This is a genomic window from Georgenia halophila, assembly GCF_039541595.1.
This window is the reverse complement of the sequence record NZ_BAABGN010000003.1, coordinates 1-16,407: the sequence shown is the minus strand read 5'-3', so window position 1 is coordinate 16,407 and position 16,407 is coordinate 1. Positions and strand designations below refer to the sequence as shown.

16 protein-coding genes and 1 tRNA gene are annotated in these 16,407 nt (G+C 69.2%); 8 read left to right on the top strand and 9 right to left on the bottom strand.

All coding sequences use genetic code 11. The features are described 5' to 3' along the window. Positions 1-203 precede the first annotated feature (203 nt). Positions 204-1,118 (top strand): alpha/beta fold hydrolase, encoded by a 915-nt coding sequence (locus ABD907_RS05310; RefSeq protein WP_345215468.1) that lies wholly within the window; start codon positions 204-206, stop codon positions 1,116-1,118. 5 nt (positions 1,119-1,123) lie between these two features. Here ABD907_RS05310 and nth read toward each other — a convergent pair whose 3' ends face one another. Beyond that, a complete protein-coding gene (nth, locus tag ABD907_RS05305; protein ID WP_345215467.1) occupies positions 1,124-1,867 on the bottom strand; it encodes an endonuclease III in 744 nt (247 codons plus the stop codon). Between the two features lie 110 nt (positions 1,868-1,977). Here nth and ABD907_RS05300 point away from each other — a divergent pair, with 110 nt between their 5' ends. Beyond that, positions 1,978-2,667 carry a Crp/Fnr family transcriptional regulator gene (locus ABD907_RS05300; RefSeq protein WP_345215466.1) on the top strand — a complete coding sequence of 230 codons (690 nt, stop codon included), beginning with the start codon at positions 1,978-1,980 and terminating at the stop codon, positions 2,665-2,667. On the opposite strand, the gene ABD907_RS05295 is transcribed toward ABD907_RS05300, so the two are convergent. The 3 genes from ABD907_RS05295 to ABD907_RS05285 are packed head-to-tail and all read right to left on the bottom strand — an operon-like array spanning position 2,664 to position 3,744. After that, positions 2,664-3,131, bottom strand: coding sequence for a RidA family protein (locus ABD907_RS05295; protein WP_345215465.1), 468 nt, complete (start codon positions 3,129-3,131; stop codon positions 2,664-2,666). The two genes, ABD907_RS05300 and ABD907_RS05295, sit on opposite strands and share 4 nt — an antisense overlap. Then, a complete protein-coding gene (sp36, locus tag ABD907_RS05290) occupies positions 3,128-3,292 on the bottom strand; it encodes a Sp36 family protein (RefSeq protein WP_345215464.1) in 165 nt (54 codons plus the stop codon). Before sp36 ends, ABD907_RS05295 begins: the two co-directional genes overlap by 4 nt. A gap of 59 nt (positions 3,293-3,351) precedes the next feature. Continuing rightward, positions 3,352-3,744, bottom strand: a complete 393-nt coding sequence (locus ABD907_RS05285; RefSeq protein WP_345215463.1) for a WhiB family transcriptional regulator — start codon at positions 3,742-3,744, stop codon at positions 3,352-3,354. Positions 3,745-3,979: 235 nt separating this feature from the next. On the opposite strand from ABD907_RS05285, the gene ABD907_RS05280 reads away from it, so the two are divergent. From ABD907_RS05280 to ABD907_RS05255, 6 genes are all read left to right on the top strand, one after another. Then, positions 3,980-6,415 (top strand): penicillin-binding protein, encoded by a 2,436-nt coding sequence (locus tag ABD907_RS05280; protein WP_345215462.1) that lies wholly within the window; start codon positions 3,980-3,982, stop codon positions 6,413-6,415. An 83-nt stretch (positions 6,416-6,498) separates the two neighbouring features. Then, the gene (locus tag ABD907_RS05275; protein WP_345215461.1) at positions 6,499-7,329 is read left to right on the top strand and encodes a metallophosphoesterase; all 831 of its coding nucleotides are present in this window, start codon (positions 6,499-6,501) and stop codon (positions 7,327-7,329) included. A 97-nt stretch (positions 7,330-7,426) separates the two neighbouring features. Next, positions 7,427-7,500, top strand: a tRNA-Pro gene (locus ABD907_RS05270). A gap of 312 nt (positions 7,501-7,812) precedes the next feature. Continuing rightward, complete coding sequence (locus ABD907_RS05265; RefSeq protein ID WP_345215460.1) at positions 7,813-9,867, top strand: PhoX family protein; 2,055 nt, start codon at positions 7,813-7,815, stop codon at positions 9,865-9,867. A 417-nt stretch (positions 9,868-10,284) separates the two neighbouring features. Further along, positions 10,285-10,809, top strand: a complete 525-nt coding sequence (locus tag ABD907_RS05260; protein WP_345215459.1) for a hypothetical protein — start codon at positions 10,285-10,287, stop codon at positions 10,807-10,809. A gap of 65 nt (positions 10,810-10,874) precedes the next feature. Beyond that, positions 10,875-11,360 carry an NUDIX hydrolase gene (locus ABD907_RS05255; protein ID WP_345215458.1) on the top strand — a complete coding sequence of 162 codons (486 nt, stop codon included), beginning with the start codon at positions 10,875-10,877 and terminating at the stop codon, positions 11,358-11,360. Between the two features lie 95 nt (positions 11,361-11,455). On the opposite strand, the gene thpD is transcribed toward ABD907_RS05255, so the two are convergent. From thpD to ABD907_RS05230, 5 genes are all read right to left on the bottom strand, one after another. Continuing rightward, complete coding sequence (gene thpD / locus ABD907_RS05250; protein ID WP_345215457.1) at positions 11,456-12,355, bottom strand: ectoine hydroxylase; 900 nt, start codon at positions 12,353-12,355, stop codon at positions 11,456-11,458. A 68-nt stretch (positions 12,356-12,423) separates the two neighbouring features. Further along, the gene (locus ABD907_RS05245; RefSeq protein ID WP_345215456.1) at positions 12,424-12,816 is read right to left on the bottom strand and encodes an ectoine synthase; all 393 of its coding nucleotides are present in this window, start codon (positions 12,814-12,816) and stop codon (positions 12,424-12,426) included. A 34-nt stretch (positions 12,817-12,850) separates the two neighbouring features. After that, a complete protein-coding gene (gene ectB, locus ABD907_RS05240; RefSeq protein ID WP_345215455.1) occupies positions 12,851-14,140 on the bottom strand; it encodes a diaminobutyrate--2-oxoglutarate transaminase in 1,290 nt (429 codons plus the stop codon). 79 nt (positions 14,141-14,219) lie between these two features. Beyond that, positions 14,220-14,759: a diaminobutyrate acetyltransferase gene (gene ectA, locus ABD907_RS05235; RefSeq protein ID WP_345215454.1), complete on the bottom strand. Its 540-nt coding sequence runs from the start codon at positions 14,757-14,759 to the stop codon at positions 14,220-14,222. A 498-nt stretch (positions 14,760-15,257) separates the two neighbouring features. Beyond that, the coding region (locus ABD907_RS05230; protein WP_345215453.1) for a DUF7927 domain-containing protein at positions 15,258-16,407 on the bottom strand (1,150 nt) is incomplete at its 5' end.

Here is a 16,407-nt window from a genome sequence, read left to right as displayed (position 1 = left end):
ACCCCACACTCGCGCTCACCGGCAGTCCGGGCGTTCGTACGTGTGCGCCGAAACTGACCGTCACCGTTCGTGCTCCGGATTCGGCGCGGTGCGGCTAGCCGAGGACCTCACCCGACATACGGACGGCGTGGTCCGGACCTTCCGGCACGGACCCCCTGCTGCTTGTGCCGCCGAGCACCCAGACCGCGGTAACGTCTCCGCACGTGGTCGCCGACTCGAGCTGTGTGCTGGTCCCCGGGCCGTGGCAGCACCGCGACGTCGCCGCCAACGGCGCCCAGTTCCACGTCGTCACGGCGGGTGAGCTGAGCCCCGAGCGGTCGCTCGTCGTCCTCCTGCACGCCTTCCCGGAGTTCTGGTGGGCGTGGCGCCATCAGATCCCGGCCCTCGCAGACGACGGATACGCCGTCGTCGCGATGGACCTGCGCGGGTTCGCCGGCAGCGACAAGCCACCGCACCGGCACGAGACGGCCGTGTTCGCGCGGGACGTGGCCGGGGTGATCCGCTCCCTCGGCTTCGGGAGCGCCGCCGTCGTCGGGCACGGGTTCGGCGGGACGGTGGCATGGGCGATGCCGCACATCGCACCGGGCCTCACCCGCGCCATCGCGGTGCTCGCCAACCCGCACCCTGTCCCGTTGCACACCTTCCGTACCCGAGTCCCGCCGCGGGCGTTGTCCGCCCTCCTGCGCTTCCAGGTCCCCTGGTTCCCCGAGCGGGCGATCCGCGAAGGCGAGCTGGTGGCCCGGCTGCTGCGTGCCTGGTCAGCACCGGGCAACGACGGGGCCACGAGCGAGAGCGCGCGGTACACCGAGGCTCTCGGGCTGCCGTTCGCCGCCCATTCCACGATGGAGCACTTCCGCTGGCTGCTCCGCTCGACGCCACGCCCCGACGGCCGCCGTTACCTCGATCAGGTCAGTGCGCCGGTGACGGTCCCCACCCTGACGATGCGCGGCCGGCAGGACCCGCTGTGGCCGGCGCGCGCCTTCAGGCACGACGCCGGGTTCGTCAGCGGTCCGCTGCGCCAGGAGGTGCTCGACGGCGCAGGGCACTTCCTGCCCGAGGAGGCACCCGACGCGGTCACCGCTCTGCTGCTCGAGCACCTCGCGACCGTCCGCGCATGACCACCTCAGACGACGGTGACGAGTCCTCGGGCCTTGTCCGGGTCGGTCTCTCCCTCGCCGTAGGACGGGCACAGCTCGGCGAGCACGCAGGCGCCGCACGCCGGACGGCGTGAGTGGCAGACCCGGCGCCCGTGGAAGATCAGCCGGTGGCACGCCATCGTCCACTCCTCCTTCGGCAGCAGCTCGGCTATCGCCTGCTCGACCTTCACCGGGTCCTTCTCCTTGGTCCACCCCAGCCGCCGGGCGAGCCGGCCGACATGGGTGTCCACGGTGATACCCGGGACGCCGAACGCGTTCCCCAGCACCACGTTCGCCGTCTTGCGACCCACGCCGGGCAGGCGCACCAGCTGCTCGAGCGTGCCGGGGACCTCGCCGCCGTGCTCGGCGACCAGTGCCGCGCTCAGACCCTGCAACGACGCCGTCTTGGCGCGGTAGAACCCGAGCGGCCGCAGGATCTCCTCGAGCTCCTCGCGGGGTGCCGAGGCGTAGGCCGCGGCGTCGCGGTACCGGTCGAACAGCACCGGCGTCACCTGGTTGACGCGCTTGTCGGTGGTCTGCGCCGACAGCACGGTGGCGACGAGCAGCTCCAGCGGCGTGGTGAAGTCGAGCTCGCAGCGCGCATCGGGCCAGGCCTCGGCGAGGAGGGCGTCGACCGCCAGCGCCTGCTCCCGGAGTGCCTTCTTCGAGCGGGGCCGGCGCGGTCGGACGGGGCCGGTGGCCGGACGGTCGGTGGCAGGTCGGGCGCTCATGTCTGCCAGAGTAGGGCGACCCGCCCACACGCCGTCGTGTGCCCGTAGTCACAGGTAGTGGCAGGATGGGGGCGGTCGCGGCCCGGCCACGGGTCGCGCAAGACCGACCGATGGGACCTGAGGTGGAACTGAACGTCATCGGAAGCGTGCCGCTCTTCGACGCTCTCGACGAGCAGGACCAGGGCGAGCTCCGGGCCCTGATGACCGAGACGACGCTGCGGCGCAGCGAGACGCTCTTCAACGAGGGAGACCCGGGCGACCGGCTCTACATCATCGTCGACGGCAAGGTGAAGCTCGGCCACACCGCCTCCGACGGCCGGGAAAACCTGCTGGCCGTCCTCGGGCCGGGTGAGCTGCTCGGCGAGCTGACCCTCTTCGACCCGGGCCCCCGGTCGACGACGGCGACCGCGGTCGCCCCCAGCCGGCTGCTCACGCTCGAGCACGCCGCACTGATGTCGTTCCTCGAGTCCCACCCCTCGCTGGCCAAGCACATGCTCCGCGCACTGGCGCAGCGCCTCCGGCGGACCAACGAGTCCCTTGCCGACCTCGTCTTCTCCGACGTCCCCGGTCGTGTCGCCAAGGCGCTCCTCGACCTGGCCGACCGTTTCGGCCGTCCCACCGATCAGGGCGTGCACGTCTCGCACGACCTCACCCAGGAGGAGCTCGCCCAGCTGGTGGGCGCCTCCCGCGAGACGGTCAACAAGTCCCTCGCGGAGTTCGTCTCGCGTGGCTGGATCCGGCTCGAGGGCCGCGCGGTGCTGCTGATGGAGGTCGACCGGCTGCGCCGCCGGGCCCGCTAGCGGACCGCGACGACGAGCTCGAGCTCGACGGGCGCGTCCAGCGGCAGGACGGCCACTCCGACCGCGCTGCGGGCGTGCTCGCCCGCGTCACCGAAGACCTGCCCGAGCAACTCGGAGGCGCCGTTGACGACCTGCGGTTGGCCGACGAAGTCCGGCGCCGAGGACACGAACCCGGTCACCTTGACGACCCGGACGACGGCGTCCAGGCCACCGGCCGCCTCGGCTGCGGCGGCGAGCGCGTTGAGGGCACACGTACGGGCGGCCTCCTTGGCGACGTCGGGACTGACCTGCCCCTCAGCCGTACCGACCTTGCCGCTGACGCCGAGAGTGCCGTCGACCATCGGGAGCTGGCCCGAGGTGTACGCGAGGTCCCCGACCCGTACGGCCGGGACGTAGGAGGCGACCGGCGTGGGGACCGTCGGCAGCGACAGTCCGAGCTCGGCGAGCCGCTCGGTGGGCGTCACTGCTCGGCCTTGGGCCGCTTGAGGTAGGCCACGAGGTTGTTCGAACCGGCTGGACCAGGCACGACCTGGACGAGCTCCCAGCCGTCCTCGCCCCACTGGTCGAGGATCGCCTTCGTGTTGTGGATCAGCAGGGGGATGGTGGCGTACTCCCAGGTCGTCATGACCACCATCCTAGGGTCCGGGCCGATCCGCGGACGGGCACCGCGGCTGTCGGGCTCGCTCAGGCGCTCAGCTCCTGCACGTCGCGCATCTGCTCCATCTGCTCGACGTCCGCACGCTGCCGGGCCCGCACGTGCGCGATGACCCTGGGCGGGCGGTCGGCGTGCAGCTCGGCGACGAGGTCGTCGTCGACGTGCTCGAGCCACTCGGCCCAGTCGGTGACGTCCGGGTAGTGGCGTAGGAGCGCGCGGCGCTCACGCTCGGTGAGACCTCCCCAGACACCGAAGGGCGCGTGCGAGGTCAGTGCGTCGGCCAGACACTCCATCCTGACCGGACAGTCGAAGCACACTTCCCGCACCTGCCGCTGGGCAGCCCCGCGAACGAACAGCGAGTCCGGCTCGCCGCCGGCGCATGCTGCTCGAGACGCCCAGGTCTGGTCGTCATTGACGCTCATCGACCCTCCTTGTCGGCCCCCCGTGGACCACCGACACCGCTTGTCTGGCTTTGCGGCGACGCTAGGTCGTGCAGGACCCTGGACGGAAGGGTCGTGACCCAGACGTGACCAAGACGTGACCCAACGGCCATGACGTGGTCATGCCACCGAGCAGCCTCAGCCCTCGGCGAACCGCCGGAGTGGAACGCGACACGCCGCGTGAGACCCGGTGGTCCGCCCGCGTAGCCTAGGGATCATGTCGTCTCAGTCCTCTGCATCCGGGCGCGCCGTCAAGCCCGCGCAGCTGCTCGTCATGCTGCTCGCCTTCATCCTCGTCGCCGGCCTCGGCGGGGTGCTGGGCGCAGGCCTCGTCATGCCGGCCGTCGGCGCCGTCGGCACGGTGAGCCAGACGACCACGGACATGTTCGAGGAGCTGCCGAGCGAGCTCGCCTTCCCCGAGCCGTCGCAGAGCAGTCAGATCCTCGCGGCCGACGGGTCGCTGCTGGCGACGATCTACGCGAACAACCGGATCGTCGTCGAGCTCGACGAGATCTCGCCGCACCTGCAGCACGCGGTGGTCGCCATCGAGGACCGCCGGTTCTACGAGCACCGCGGCGTGGACCCCGAGGGCATCATGCGGGCGTTCGTCAACAACCTCTCGGGCGGGCAGATTCAGGGCGCCTCCACGCTGACCCAGCAGTACATCAAGAACATGCTCATCGAGCAGGGCCGCATCTCCGGTGACGAGGAGGCCATCCGGGAAGCCGCCGCCACCGACTATGGCCGCAAGCTGGAGGAGGCCCGCCTGGCCATCGCGCTCGAGCAGCGGGCCAGCAAGGACGAGATCCTCGAGGGCTATCTCAACATCGCCCAGTTCGGACCCTCCCAGTACGGCGTCGAGACGGCGGCCCAGTACTACTTCTCCAAGTCGGCCAAGGACCTGACCGTCGCACAGGCGGCAACCCTGGCCGGCATCACCCAGTCGCCCAACGAGAACGACCCGGTCGACCACCCGGAGAAGGCCAAGGAGCGCCGCGACAACGTGTTGCGCACCATGCTCGGCCAGGGCTACATCTCGCAGGAGCAGTACGACGAGGCGAAGAACACCACGATCGAGGAGATGCTCGACGTCTCACCGACGCCCAACGGGTGCGCGGCGGCAGGCGCGTCCGCGTACTTCTGCGAGTACGTCGTCGACGAGGCGCTGCAGTCCGACGCATGGGGCGAGTCCCGCGAGGACCGGCAGCAGGCCCTCTACCGCGGCGGGCTCGTCATCCACACCACACTTCAGCCCGACCGTCAGAAGGCGGCGCGGGAGGCGGTCACCGGAGCCGTGCCGGTCAACGACCCGTCCGGCATCAAGATGGCGCTGTCCTCCGTGGAACCGGGCACCGGCAACATCGTCGCGATGACGCAGAACACCAACTGGTCCTCCGCACCGAGCGAGGACGACCCGAGCGCGACGGCGGTCAACCTCAACGTCGGGCTGAGCCACGGCGGCGGACGCGGGTTCCAGTCCGGTTCCTCCTTCAAGGTCTTCACCCTGATCGAGTGGCTCGAGCAGGGTCATGCGTTGACGGACATCGTCGACTCCAACAACGACACCTACCCGGCCGATTCGTGGAACATCTCGTGTGGTCGGTACGAGACCCTCTACACCCCGAAGAACCTCGAGAGCGCCGGCGGCGACTTCATGAGCGTGCAGGAGGCCACCCGACGGTCGGTGAACCTCACGTTCGTGCAGATGGCGAACCAGATGGACATGTGCAACATCGTCGAGAACGCGGAGCGCATGGGCATCCAGACGGGCACCGGCGACCCGCTCATGCCCTACCCCTCGGCCGTGCTGGGGTCGAACACGATCACCCCGCTGAGCCAGGCGGTGGCCTTCGCGACGCTCGCCAACCAGGGTGAGCGGTGCGATGCGCGGTCGATCACGAAGATCACCGACCGGTCCGGCGAGAACATCGCCACGTTCGAGCCGTCCTGCGAGCAGGTCGTCGATCCGAACGTCGTCAACGCCGTCCACCACGCTCTCCAGGGCGTCGTCACGCCGCAACCGGACTCGACGGGCAAGAACGCGGTCCTTCCTGACGGCCGGCCCGCCGCCGGCAAGACGGGTACAGCGAACGACGACTCCGCCGCCTGGTTCGTCGGATACACCCCGCAGCTCTCTGCCGCGGTGTGGATGGGTCACCAAGAGGGCACCAAGTCGATGTTCGAATCGACCATCGACGGCGAGTTTCACAGGCTGGTCTACGGCGGCGCCATCCCGGCCCCGACGTGGCGCAACTACATGAGCACCGCACTGTCGGGCCAGGAGCACAAGCCCTTCCCGGAGGTCGGGGACCGACAACTATACGGCGAGCGGGTCACCGTCCCGGACGTCTCCGGCCGTAGCGTCGGCGACGCGAGCGCTATCCTCCAGGGTGCCGGCCTCCGGGCACAGGTGAGCTCCTCGGGGGCCTACTCCGCTCTTCCCGCCGGCACCGTGGCGGGCACCTCTCCCGGTGCCGGCAGCTCGCTCTCGCTCGACTCTGTCGTCACGCTCGTGCCCAGCATGGGTCCGCCGCCCGATGACAGCGGTGACGACGGCGGTGGCGGCAACGACGATGACACCGACGGTGGCAACGGGAACGGTAACGGCAACGGCCCGCCGGACGATCGCGGCAACCCCAGGGACGACGACTGAGCGCCGCCGGCCCCCGACGCCTCGCCGCCGGGCTGACCCTCGCTGCCCTGGGCGGCCTGGGATGGTCGCTGGTCGAGGCGCAGATGTACACGCTCCGGCGTCACACCGTGCCGGTGCTGCCCGCAGGTGCCGACCCGATCCGCCTGCTGCACGTCTCGGACATGCATCTGGTCCCCAGCCAGCGCGACAAGATCGCGTGGGTCCGTGACCTTGCTTCCGAGGCGCCTGACCTCGTGGTCACCACGGGCGACAACATGGCGCACACGCGCGCCCTGCCCGCCGTGCTCGAGGCCTACGCGCCCTTCCTCGACATGCCCGGCGCCTTCGTCTTCGGCTCGAACGACTACTACGCGCCGGAGCCGAAGAACCCCGCGCGCTACCTCGTCCCCACGGCCCCCAAGCGGGTGCCCGACGTCGAGCTGCCCGCCGGCGAGCTCGCCGCAGCGTTCCGCACCGCCGGATGGCTCGACCTGTCGAACCGTCGCGACCACCTCACCGTTCGCGGAACCGACATCTCGCTGGTCGGCGTGGACGATCCGCACCTCGACATGGACTGCTTTCCGGACGACGGCGACTCTCAGTTGGCACTTCACCTCGGCGTCACGCACGCGCCCTACCAGAGGGTGCTGGGCGCCATGCACGACGACGGAGCCGACCTGATCCTCGCCGGCCACACCCACGGTGGCCAGCTGTGCCTCCCGGGTTTCGGCGCCCTGATCACCAACTGCGATCTCGACCGCGGTCGCGCGTCCGGCCTCCACGGCTGGCCAGGTCCGCGCCCCGGTTCCCCCGGCGCCGAGGGATCGACGTGGCTGCACGTCTCTGCCGGACTCGGCACGAGCCCGTACACGCCCGTCCGGTTCGCCTGCCGGCCAGAGGCGTCGCTCCTCACCCTGGTACCGCGCGGGGTCTGACGGCGGCGCCGAGGGTGGCATGTGTCTCATTGGGCGTCGCTGACGGCGGCCGGTTTCACGAGGGGCCGTGCTCTCGGCTATCCTGGACCGGCGGATTCGGGGTGTAGCGCAGCTTGGTAGCGCGCTTCGTTCGGGACGAAGAGGTCGTGGGTTCAAATCCCGCCACCCCGACTGTGGACGGTCCGGGTCCTCGTAGGAGGGCCCGGACCGTCGTTGTTCCGCCGCCGGACCCGGGATGCTGCGGACAACGGGCCGACGTAGCCGCCTGTACGGCGCCGTCGCAGAGGGCAGCGCGGCGAGGTCCGCCAGCTCCGCTCCGTGCCCCCCGGGCGCCGAGACCTGGCGCGGGCGATGGGTGCGTGCGGGCCGTGCGCATCCGGCCCACGGCCGACAGTTCTCCCGGCGTTCACCTACCGAAACCTTCACAGCCACTTCGTCTCCCTAGCGTGAGCGAGTCCGAGATCCCTCCCTCGAGGAGCGAAGATGCCACGCCCCAGCCCACGCCGTTCCCTCCTGCCAATGCTCGCCGCACACAGCGGCGGCAGATCCGCGATGACCTGCGAGTACCGGTGCGGCAACGCCTGTTTCCACAAGGTCCCGAACACCTCGTCGAACGCCTACTTCGGGGATGTCGCCGCCAGCGCGTTCTCGCGCCGCGCGGCGCTCCAGGCGGGCACCGTGCTCGCCCTGGCCGGCGGCGCCACGAGCGCCCTGGGCCAGGGTGCCGCCGCTGCGCCCCCGCCCCACGCGCCAGGAGGCACCGCCGTCGGGCTGCGGTTCGAGCCGATCCAGCAGCAGACGGGTGACGCCTTCACCGTCCCGCCGGGCTACCTCCACGACGTCGTGATCCGTTGGGGCGACCCGATCTTCTCCGACGCGCCCGAGTTCGACCCGGAGAACCAGAGCGCCGAGGCACAGCTCCGGCAGTTCGGCTACAACAACGACCACGTCGGGCTCTTTGATCTGGGACGCGGCGAGCACCTCATAGTGGCCAACCACGAGTACTCGTCCGAGCCGATGATGTTCCCCCGCTACGACCCGGAGAACCCCACACAGGCGCAGGTCGAGACGGCCTGGGCCGCGCACGGCCTGACCGTGGTCGCGGTCAGCGGTGAGTGGCGCGGCCGGCGCTCGCGCGCCCTCGACCCGGTGCTCGACCACCCGCTGAACCGGCGGCTGCACACGTCGAGCGAGTTCGAGCTGACCGGACCGGCGGCCGGCTCCGAGCTCCTGCGCACCAGTGCCGACGCCGAGGGTCGCACGGTGCTGGGGACCCTCAACAACTGCGCCGGCGGCCTGACGCCGTGGGGCACGTGGCTGACCGCGGAGGAGAACTTCAATCAGTACTTCGCCAACGCGGACGCCGTGGCCGACCCGACCGCACGTGAGCGTCTCTCGCGCTACGGCGCGACGGGCGGCGAGAGCGGCCGGAAGTGGGAGCGGTTCGACGCCCGCTTCGACCTGGCCCTGGAGCCGAACGAGTTCAACCGGTTCGGGTGGATCGTCGAGGTCGACCCGTTCGACCCGACCTCGACGCCGAAGAAGCGCACCGCGCTGGGCCGGTTCAAGCACGAGGCGGCCAACGTCCAGATCGCCGCGGACGGCCGCGCCGTCGCCTACATGGGCGACGATGAGCGGTTCGACTACCTGTACAAGTTCGTCTCCGACGAGGCTTACGTCGAGGGCGACGTCGCGCACAACGCGACGCTCCTCGACAACGGCACCCTCTACGTCGCCCGCCTCACCGGCGACAGCCCGGCGTCGCAGATCGACGGCTCGGGCACGCTGCCGGGCGACGGCGAGTTCGACGGTTCCGGCGAGTGGATCCCCCTGGTCAGCGGCAACACCTCGCACGTGCCCGGCATGACCGCCCAGGAGGTCCTCATCTTCACCCGGCAGGCGGGTGATGCCGTCGGGGCCACCAAGATGGACCGGCCCGAGGACGTGGAGCCCAGTCCCCGCACCGGCGCGGTCTACGTCGCGCTCACCAACAACACGAGCCGGACCGCCGCCCAGGCCGAGGAGCCGAACCCGCGGGCCGTGAACAAGTTCGGTCATGTCCTGGAGCTGGTGGAGGCAGGGAGCGACGCGTCGGCGGCGACGTTCGCCTGGAGCATCTTCCTTCTCTGCGGCGACCCGGAGGACCCGAGCACCTACTTCGCCGGCTACGACAAGTCCCAGGTCTCCCCGATCTCCTGCCCGGACAACCTGGCGTTCGACGACCACGGCAACCTGTGGATCAGCACCGACGGGCAGCCCGGCACGCTGGGTACGAACGACGCGCTGTACGGCGTCGCGGTCGAGGGTCGTCAGCGCGGCGAGGTCCGTCAGTTCCTCGCCGTTCCGGCCGGTGGCGAGACCTGCGGCCCCGTCATCACGGACGACCGTGTGCTCGTGGCAGTCCAGCACCCGGGAGAGGTCGACGGCGCCTCGTACGAGACTCCCCTCTCGCACTGGCCCGACGGCGGATCGTCCATCCCCCGCCCGTCGGTCGTGGCCACCTACCGCGCCGACGGAAAGAAGATCGGCCACGCCTGAATTGGCCTCCTTCACGACGGCGCCGGCCGCCACGACTCGTGGCGGCCGGCGCCCTCGTCGCACGATGCCGTTCCGACATTCGCGGACCGACCCCGTCCACCACCATCCAGCTCTGCCCGCTGTGCGGGTTCCCCGCCATTCGGGGCGGCGTCAGTGAGGACCTCGAGTCGGGCGAAGCGCCCGCGAGGAAACGTCCTGGCACGGAAAAGAGGATGCTTTTCAGCATCGGCTGTGGGCTGCCCTCCACCCGGGTGGTCAAAGCTCTGGGCGTGTGCGAGGTCGGGCAGTACGTCCGCCGAGGCTCCGGCATAGAAGCGCGCACAACATTTGCCGACGAATTCACACGCAATCCTTGACGATCCGCTTCTGGACTGCAAGGCTGCGCCCCGCAGTGCTTTCATTTCAGGGGGGATCACCATGCGTAAACTTTTCTTGACCATTGCGGCATTCGCGCTCGTGTTCATGAGCGCCGCGGTGCCGTCCGCCGCCGCCGAGCCGGTTTCCGTGCTGTGCACGGGAACCAACGTCATCAAGTACAGCCCCGGCGTCACCTACGAGGAGCGCACCGTCCAGATCAGCGGGCAGGACGACGCCACGGCGTGCGTCGATGTCTTCGCGCCGGCGCAGGCCCTGTCCTTCGTGGCACCGTTCAGCGGCACATTCACCACCTCGTGCGCCTCGCTTTTCACCGGCGGCACCGGCACGCAGACCCTCATCTGGAACACCGGTGAGACCTCGCGGTGGAGCTGGACGATGCACTTCTCGACAAACCTCAACGGCCAGCTGGTGTCGATCGCGGACGGCCCGATCACCAGCGGCCGGTACGCGGGTGCGGAGCTGCGGCAGGTGGTCACAGTGACCACCCTCGACCAGACCGCATGTTCCTCGGACAACGGACTCCAAGAGACCGGCGGCCCCTCGAACTGGGTGTTCACCTCCTGAACCAGGGCAAGAGCCCACTATCGGAGCCACTGACCAGTTGCTCCACCGACCCGTAGGCTCGAGGTATGCCGGTTCCCGAGTTCGTCATCCGACTGCGCGCGCACATCGGCCACGACCTGCTGTGGTTGCCCGGGGTGACCGGGGTCGTCCTTGACGACGACGACCAGGTCCTGCTCGGGCGGCGTGCGGACAACGGGCTGTGGGCTTTGCCGTCGGGGATTCTGGAACCCGGCGAGGAGCCGGCCGTCGGGCTGATACGTGAGATCGAGGAGGAGACCGCCGTGGTGGCCGAGGCCGTCGCGCTGACGTCCGTCAGCGCGGGCCACCGGGTCACCTACCCGAACGGTGACGTCTCCCAGTACCTGGACCTGACGTTCCTGTGCCGCTACGTCAGCGGAGAGGCTCGAGTCGCCGACGACGAGTCGATCGACGTCGCCTGGTTATGTCTCGACGCGCTGCCCGTCGACATGACGGAGACATCGGTGGAGCGGCTGGCAAAGGCGCTCGCCTACCGCGAGGACACCAGGGCGGGCACCGCCTTCGTGCGATGAGGGGCGTCGCCGCCGTTGCGTTGTGGCGGTGACCGGCTCGGCCGGTGGCCGGACTGGCCCGGGCGCGATGCGCCCGGACCAGCCCCGCATCCGGACTAGCGCAGCGGAGTGAAGTCGCGGTTCGCGATGTGCTGCGGTCGTGCTGCCGGAGCCGCGTACGGCTCGGTCAGCGCGTTCTCCACGCTGTTGAACACCATGAAGATGTTCGAGCGCGGGAACGGCGTGATGTTGTTCCCGGAGCCATGCATGATGTTCGAGTCGAACCACAGGGCCGACCCGGCAGCACCGGTGAACTGGTCGATGCCGAACTGGGTGGCCATCGTGGTGATGACGTCCTCGGACGGCACGCCGATCTTCTGCTCCTTGAGCGAGGAGGCGTGGTTGTCCTCCGGGGTCTCACCGACGCTCGGCACGAACGTCCGGTGCGATCCGGGCATGACCATGAGCCCGCCGTTGAACGGGTAGTTCTGGGTCAGCGCGATCGAGCAGCTCACGGCGCGGGGCGCCGGCATGCCGTCCTCGGCGTGCCACGTCTCGAAGTCGGAGTGCCAGTAGAACCCGGTGCCCTTGAAGCCCGGCATGTAGTTCACCCGGGTCTGGTGCAGGTACACGTCCGAGCCGAGCAGCTGCCGCGCACGGTCGAGCAACCGGGGGTCCCGGCCGAGGGCCGCAAGGCTCTCGCTGAGCTTCTGTACCTCGAACACTGTGCGAACCTCGCCCGAGGCCTTCTCGGTAATGACCCGCGGGTCACCGGCGAGTGTCGGGTCCGTGGAGAGACGATGCAGCTCTGCGCTGAACTCGTCCACCTCCGATGCGGTGATGAAGTCCTCGAGGATGGTGAAGCCTCGCTGCTCGTGCGCCTCCAGTGCGGCGGTATCGAACGGCCCGTCGTCCGGCGAACCCCATACGGTCGGATGCTCGCGGTTGAACGCTTCACCGGGCTGGGGAAGTCGGGTCGGGTAGAGATCGGTGGTCGGGTCAATCGTCGCGGTCATGGATCATCCCTTCTCCCGGGTCGGTAACCCCCGGGTTCGTGGCGCCTTTCACTCGCAGCGTTGCTGTCTCACCCCTCTTCGGTGACGAGCGGGTAGACGCCGTTCTCGTCGTGAACCTCCCGGCCGGTCACGGGCGGGTTGAACACGCACACGGTCCGCATCTGGGTGCGGGGCTCAACGCGGTGCTTGTCATGATCGTTGAGCAGGTACAACGACCCGGGGGCGAGCTGATGGGTCTCGCCGGTCCCGAGGTCGGTGATCTGGCCTTCGCCCTCGACGACGAACACGGCCTCGATGTGGTTCGCGTACCAGAACTCGTTCACCGTTCCCGCGTAGAGGGTCGTCTCGTGCACCGAGAAGCCGGCCTTCTCCTTCGCCAGCACGATGCGCTTGCTGCGCCAGTTCTCGGTCTTGATGTCGTCGTCGGTGTCATCGATCTCGTTGACGGTACGCACGAGCATGTAGGTGATGCCTTTCTTTGTGAGGGTGAGGGGATCAGGCTTCGGCGAGGACCGCGGTCACGGCCTCGTCGAAGATGGCGAGGCCGCGGTTGAGCTCGTCCTCGGTGATGGTCAGGGGCGGCAGGAACTTGGCGACCTCGTCGAGCGGGCCGGAGGTCTCCAGGATCAGTCCCCGGTTGAACGCCTCGCGGCACACCTCTCCGGCCTTCTCGGCGTCGCCGAACTGCAGGCCACGTGCCAGGCCCCGTCCCTTGGCGATGAGACCCGCGTCGGGGTAACGGGCGGTCAGCTCGTTCAGCTTGCTCTCGACCTGCGCCCCCTTCTCCGCCGTCGACCGCTGCAGGGTGTCGTCCGCCCAGAAGGTCCGGATCGCCTCGGCACCGGTGACGAACGCCGGCGCGAAGCCGCGGAAGGTGCCGTTGTGCTCGCCGGGCTCGAACACGTCCAGCTCGGGACGCACGAGGGTGAGTGCCAGCGGCAGGCCGTAGCCGGAGATGGACTTCGACAGGCAGATCATGTCCGGGACGATGCCGGCTTCCTCGAAGCTGAAGAAGCTCCCCGTTCGCCCGCAACCCATCTGGATGTCGTCGAGGATGAGCAGGATCTCGTGCCGCTTGCACAGCTCGGCGAGCGCCCGCAGCCACTCGATCCGGGCGGTGTTCATGCCACCCTCTCCCTGCACGGTCTCGACGATCACGGCGGCCGGCTCGTTGAGGCCGGAGCCGGCGTCCTCGAGCAGCCGCTCGAAGTACATGAAGTCCGAGACGTCGCCGTCGAAGTAGTCGTCGTACGGCATCGGTGTGGCGTGCACCAGCGGGATGCCGGCACCACCGCGCTTCATGGAGTTACCGGTGACCGACAGCGCACCGAGCGTCATGCCGTGGAAGGCGTTGGTGAACGAGACCACGGCCTCGCGCCCGGTGATCTTGCGCGCCAGCTTGAGCGCACCCTCGACGGCGTTCGCGCCGCCGGGTCCGGGGAACATCACCTTGTGGTCCAGACCGCGCGGACGCAGGATCTTCTCGGCGAAGGTGGTGAGGAAGTCGCGCCGTGCCGTCGACAGCATGTCGAGGGAGTGGACGATCTTGTCGCTGGAGAGGTACTCGAGCAGTGCCTTCTTCAGCACCGGGTTGTTGTGCCCGTAGTTGAGTGTCCCGGCGCCGGCGAAGAAGTCGAGGTACTCGCTGCCTTCCTCGGTGTACAGGGTCGCGCCGAGCGCACGATCGAACACCACCGGCCAGCTGCGCGAATAGCTACGGACACCCGATTCGAGCTCGATGACAGATTCGAGCTCGTTGGCATCTGTCGTTGGCGTGAGGGACATGCGATTCCTTTGTGTCGTGGCCGGGTATCCGGCGCGTGGCGGCCCGCTGGGCGAGCTCGTGGGCTAGGACGTTGAGCGGCTAGTGCTGCGACAAGGGCGAGATCTCGAGCATCGGCTCGGCTTCATGACCGTCGGGAAAATCCTCCTCGCGGATGAACGGCCGCCACGTCAGGCTGGCGTCGTGCCGGCGCGCGATCCCTTCGAACAACGCACGCGACGCCAGGTTGGACTCCGTGACGGTGGCCTCGAGAGCACCGATGTCCGGGTGGTCGTCGAGGACGTCCTGGATCATCCGGCCGGCCAGGCCGCGACCTCGTGCGTCCGAGGAGACGGCCACCTGCCAGATGAACAGACTTCCCGGGCGCTCCGGAGGCCGGTAACCGAGCACGTAGCCGACGGCCTTCTCGCCGAGGAGGGCGACACGGCAGGTTGTTCCGAAATGACGGGCGAGCAGCAGGTAGGTGTACGAGGCGTTGAGGTCGAGGCTGCCGCTGTCGCGGGCCAGTCGCCACATCGCGGCGCCATCGGCACCACCGGTCGGGCGGATCGTCAGCTCGTCAGTCTCGGCAGTCTTCTCGGTCGGCGTCTCGTCGGGGTCGTGCTGCGTCGTGGTCGGCATACCGGAGCCCATCGTACGGAGTTATCGTTCGGACCGGAACCTGAGCGTGGCGCCGATATGCCGATCCGGTCGGGAGCTGCTACCCGCCGGGCGCACCCTGGCGCGGGAACCTCCCGACGGCAAACACCCGGACATCGCACACCGAGGTGCTCGCATTGCGAGACGGGAGCGTCTCATATTGCACGATCGAGACCCCACTCACCGGCGACGAAACGCGCTGCCGGCGCCTTCGGGGCCGCACCGGCCGACGCGAGCCATGCCAATCGATGAACCGCACGCCCCTGGGGAACCAACCCGCGTACGCCACCCGGCTGAGGCCCCAACCGCCAGGCCACGACACGTGCAGACGCCGGCCGGTCGTGCCCCTGGGGGAAGGGCAGGACCGGCCGGCGCTGCTGGCCGATGAGCTGGGCAGGACGCTCACAGGCAGATCACGTTGTGTGGTGCCCTCGCCCCTGGTTATGGGCGTCCGGAGGCGAGGACATCACGAGGAGCGGACTACATCACGGCCGGCCCATCGAGGTCGGCTGCGATGTTGCGCCGCCGGCTGAGGCCCATGAATCCTCCGCCGACACCGACGAGGAGCATCGCGCCCAGGACGGTGGCCAGCGAGACCGGGGCACCGGTGTTCGGCAGGCCCGGGATCAACGGGGCGGAGGCCGTGTGGTGCTCGGTCGCGCAGTCCGGGTTGCCGTCCGCGGCCGGGACACAGCTGCCACGCTCGTCCGGGCTGGTCACCACGTTGTCCATGGTGGCGTCGGGCTCATCACCCACGGTCACCGAGTACGTGAGGGTCACGACCTGGTCGACTTCGAGGTCACCGGTCCAGGTCAGCTGGTCCCCGGCCCGCTCGAGCGTGCCGGAGGACGCGGACGCGTCACCGTTCCAGTCCGCCACCGAGAACACCCCGGAGAGGTCATCGACCACGATGGCGTCCTCGACCCCGGCGGTACCGACCTGCTCCACGACCACGGTGTAGGTGACCACGTCACCCTGACCGACCTGGGACCCGGACTCCGGGTCGGAGGTCTTGGAGTACACGTAGGCACCGTTGAGGTGCTCGGTGGTGCACGCCTGGTCCTGACCCTGGGCCGGGACACACTGCCCGTCGGTGGTCACCACGTTGACCAGGTGGCGGTCACCCTCGGCCGTCACGGTCACCGAGTAGGTCAACGTGACCTCCTCATCGACCTCCAACGGCCCCGCCCAGGTCAGCTCGGGCTCCTCGAACGCGACCTCACCGGCCGTGGCCTGCGCGTCATCGTTGAAGGTCGCGTCGTCCAGCACGTTCGACAGGTCGTCCTCCAACACTGCCTGCGCCACCGGCGCGATACCGACGTGGTCGACCGTGACCGTGTACTCGATGACGTCACCGACCTCGACCTCGGACCCGGAGACCGGGTCAGAGGTCTTGACGACCTCGTAGTCACCAACCTGATGACTGGTCGTGCAGTCCGGGTTCTCATCCGGTGCCGGGATACACGCACCACGGTTGTCCTCGGTGGTGACCACGTTCATCAGCTGGTCATCACCGACACCCGCCTCGGTGACCGTCACCGAGTAGATCAACGTCACCGTGTCCCCGACAGCCAGATCACCAGACCAGGACAGGGTCGGCCCCGCCAAGGACACCTCACCCGCCGTCGCC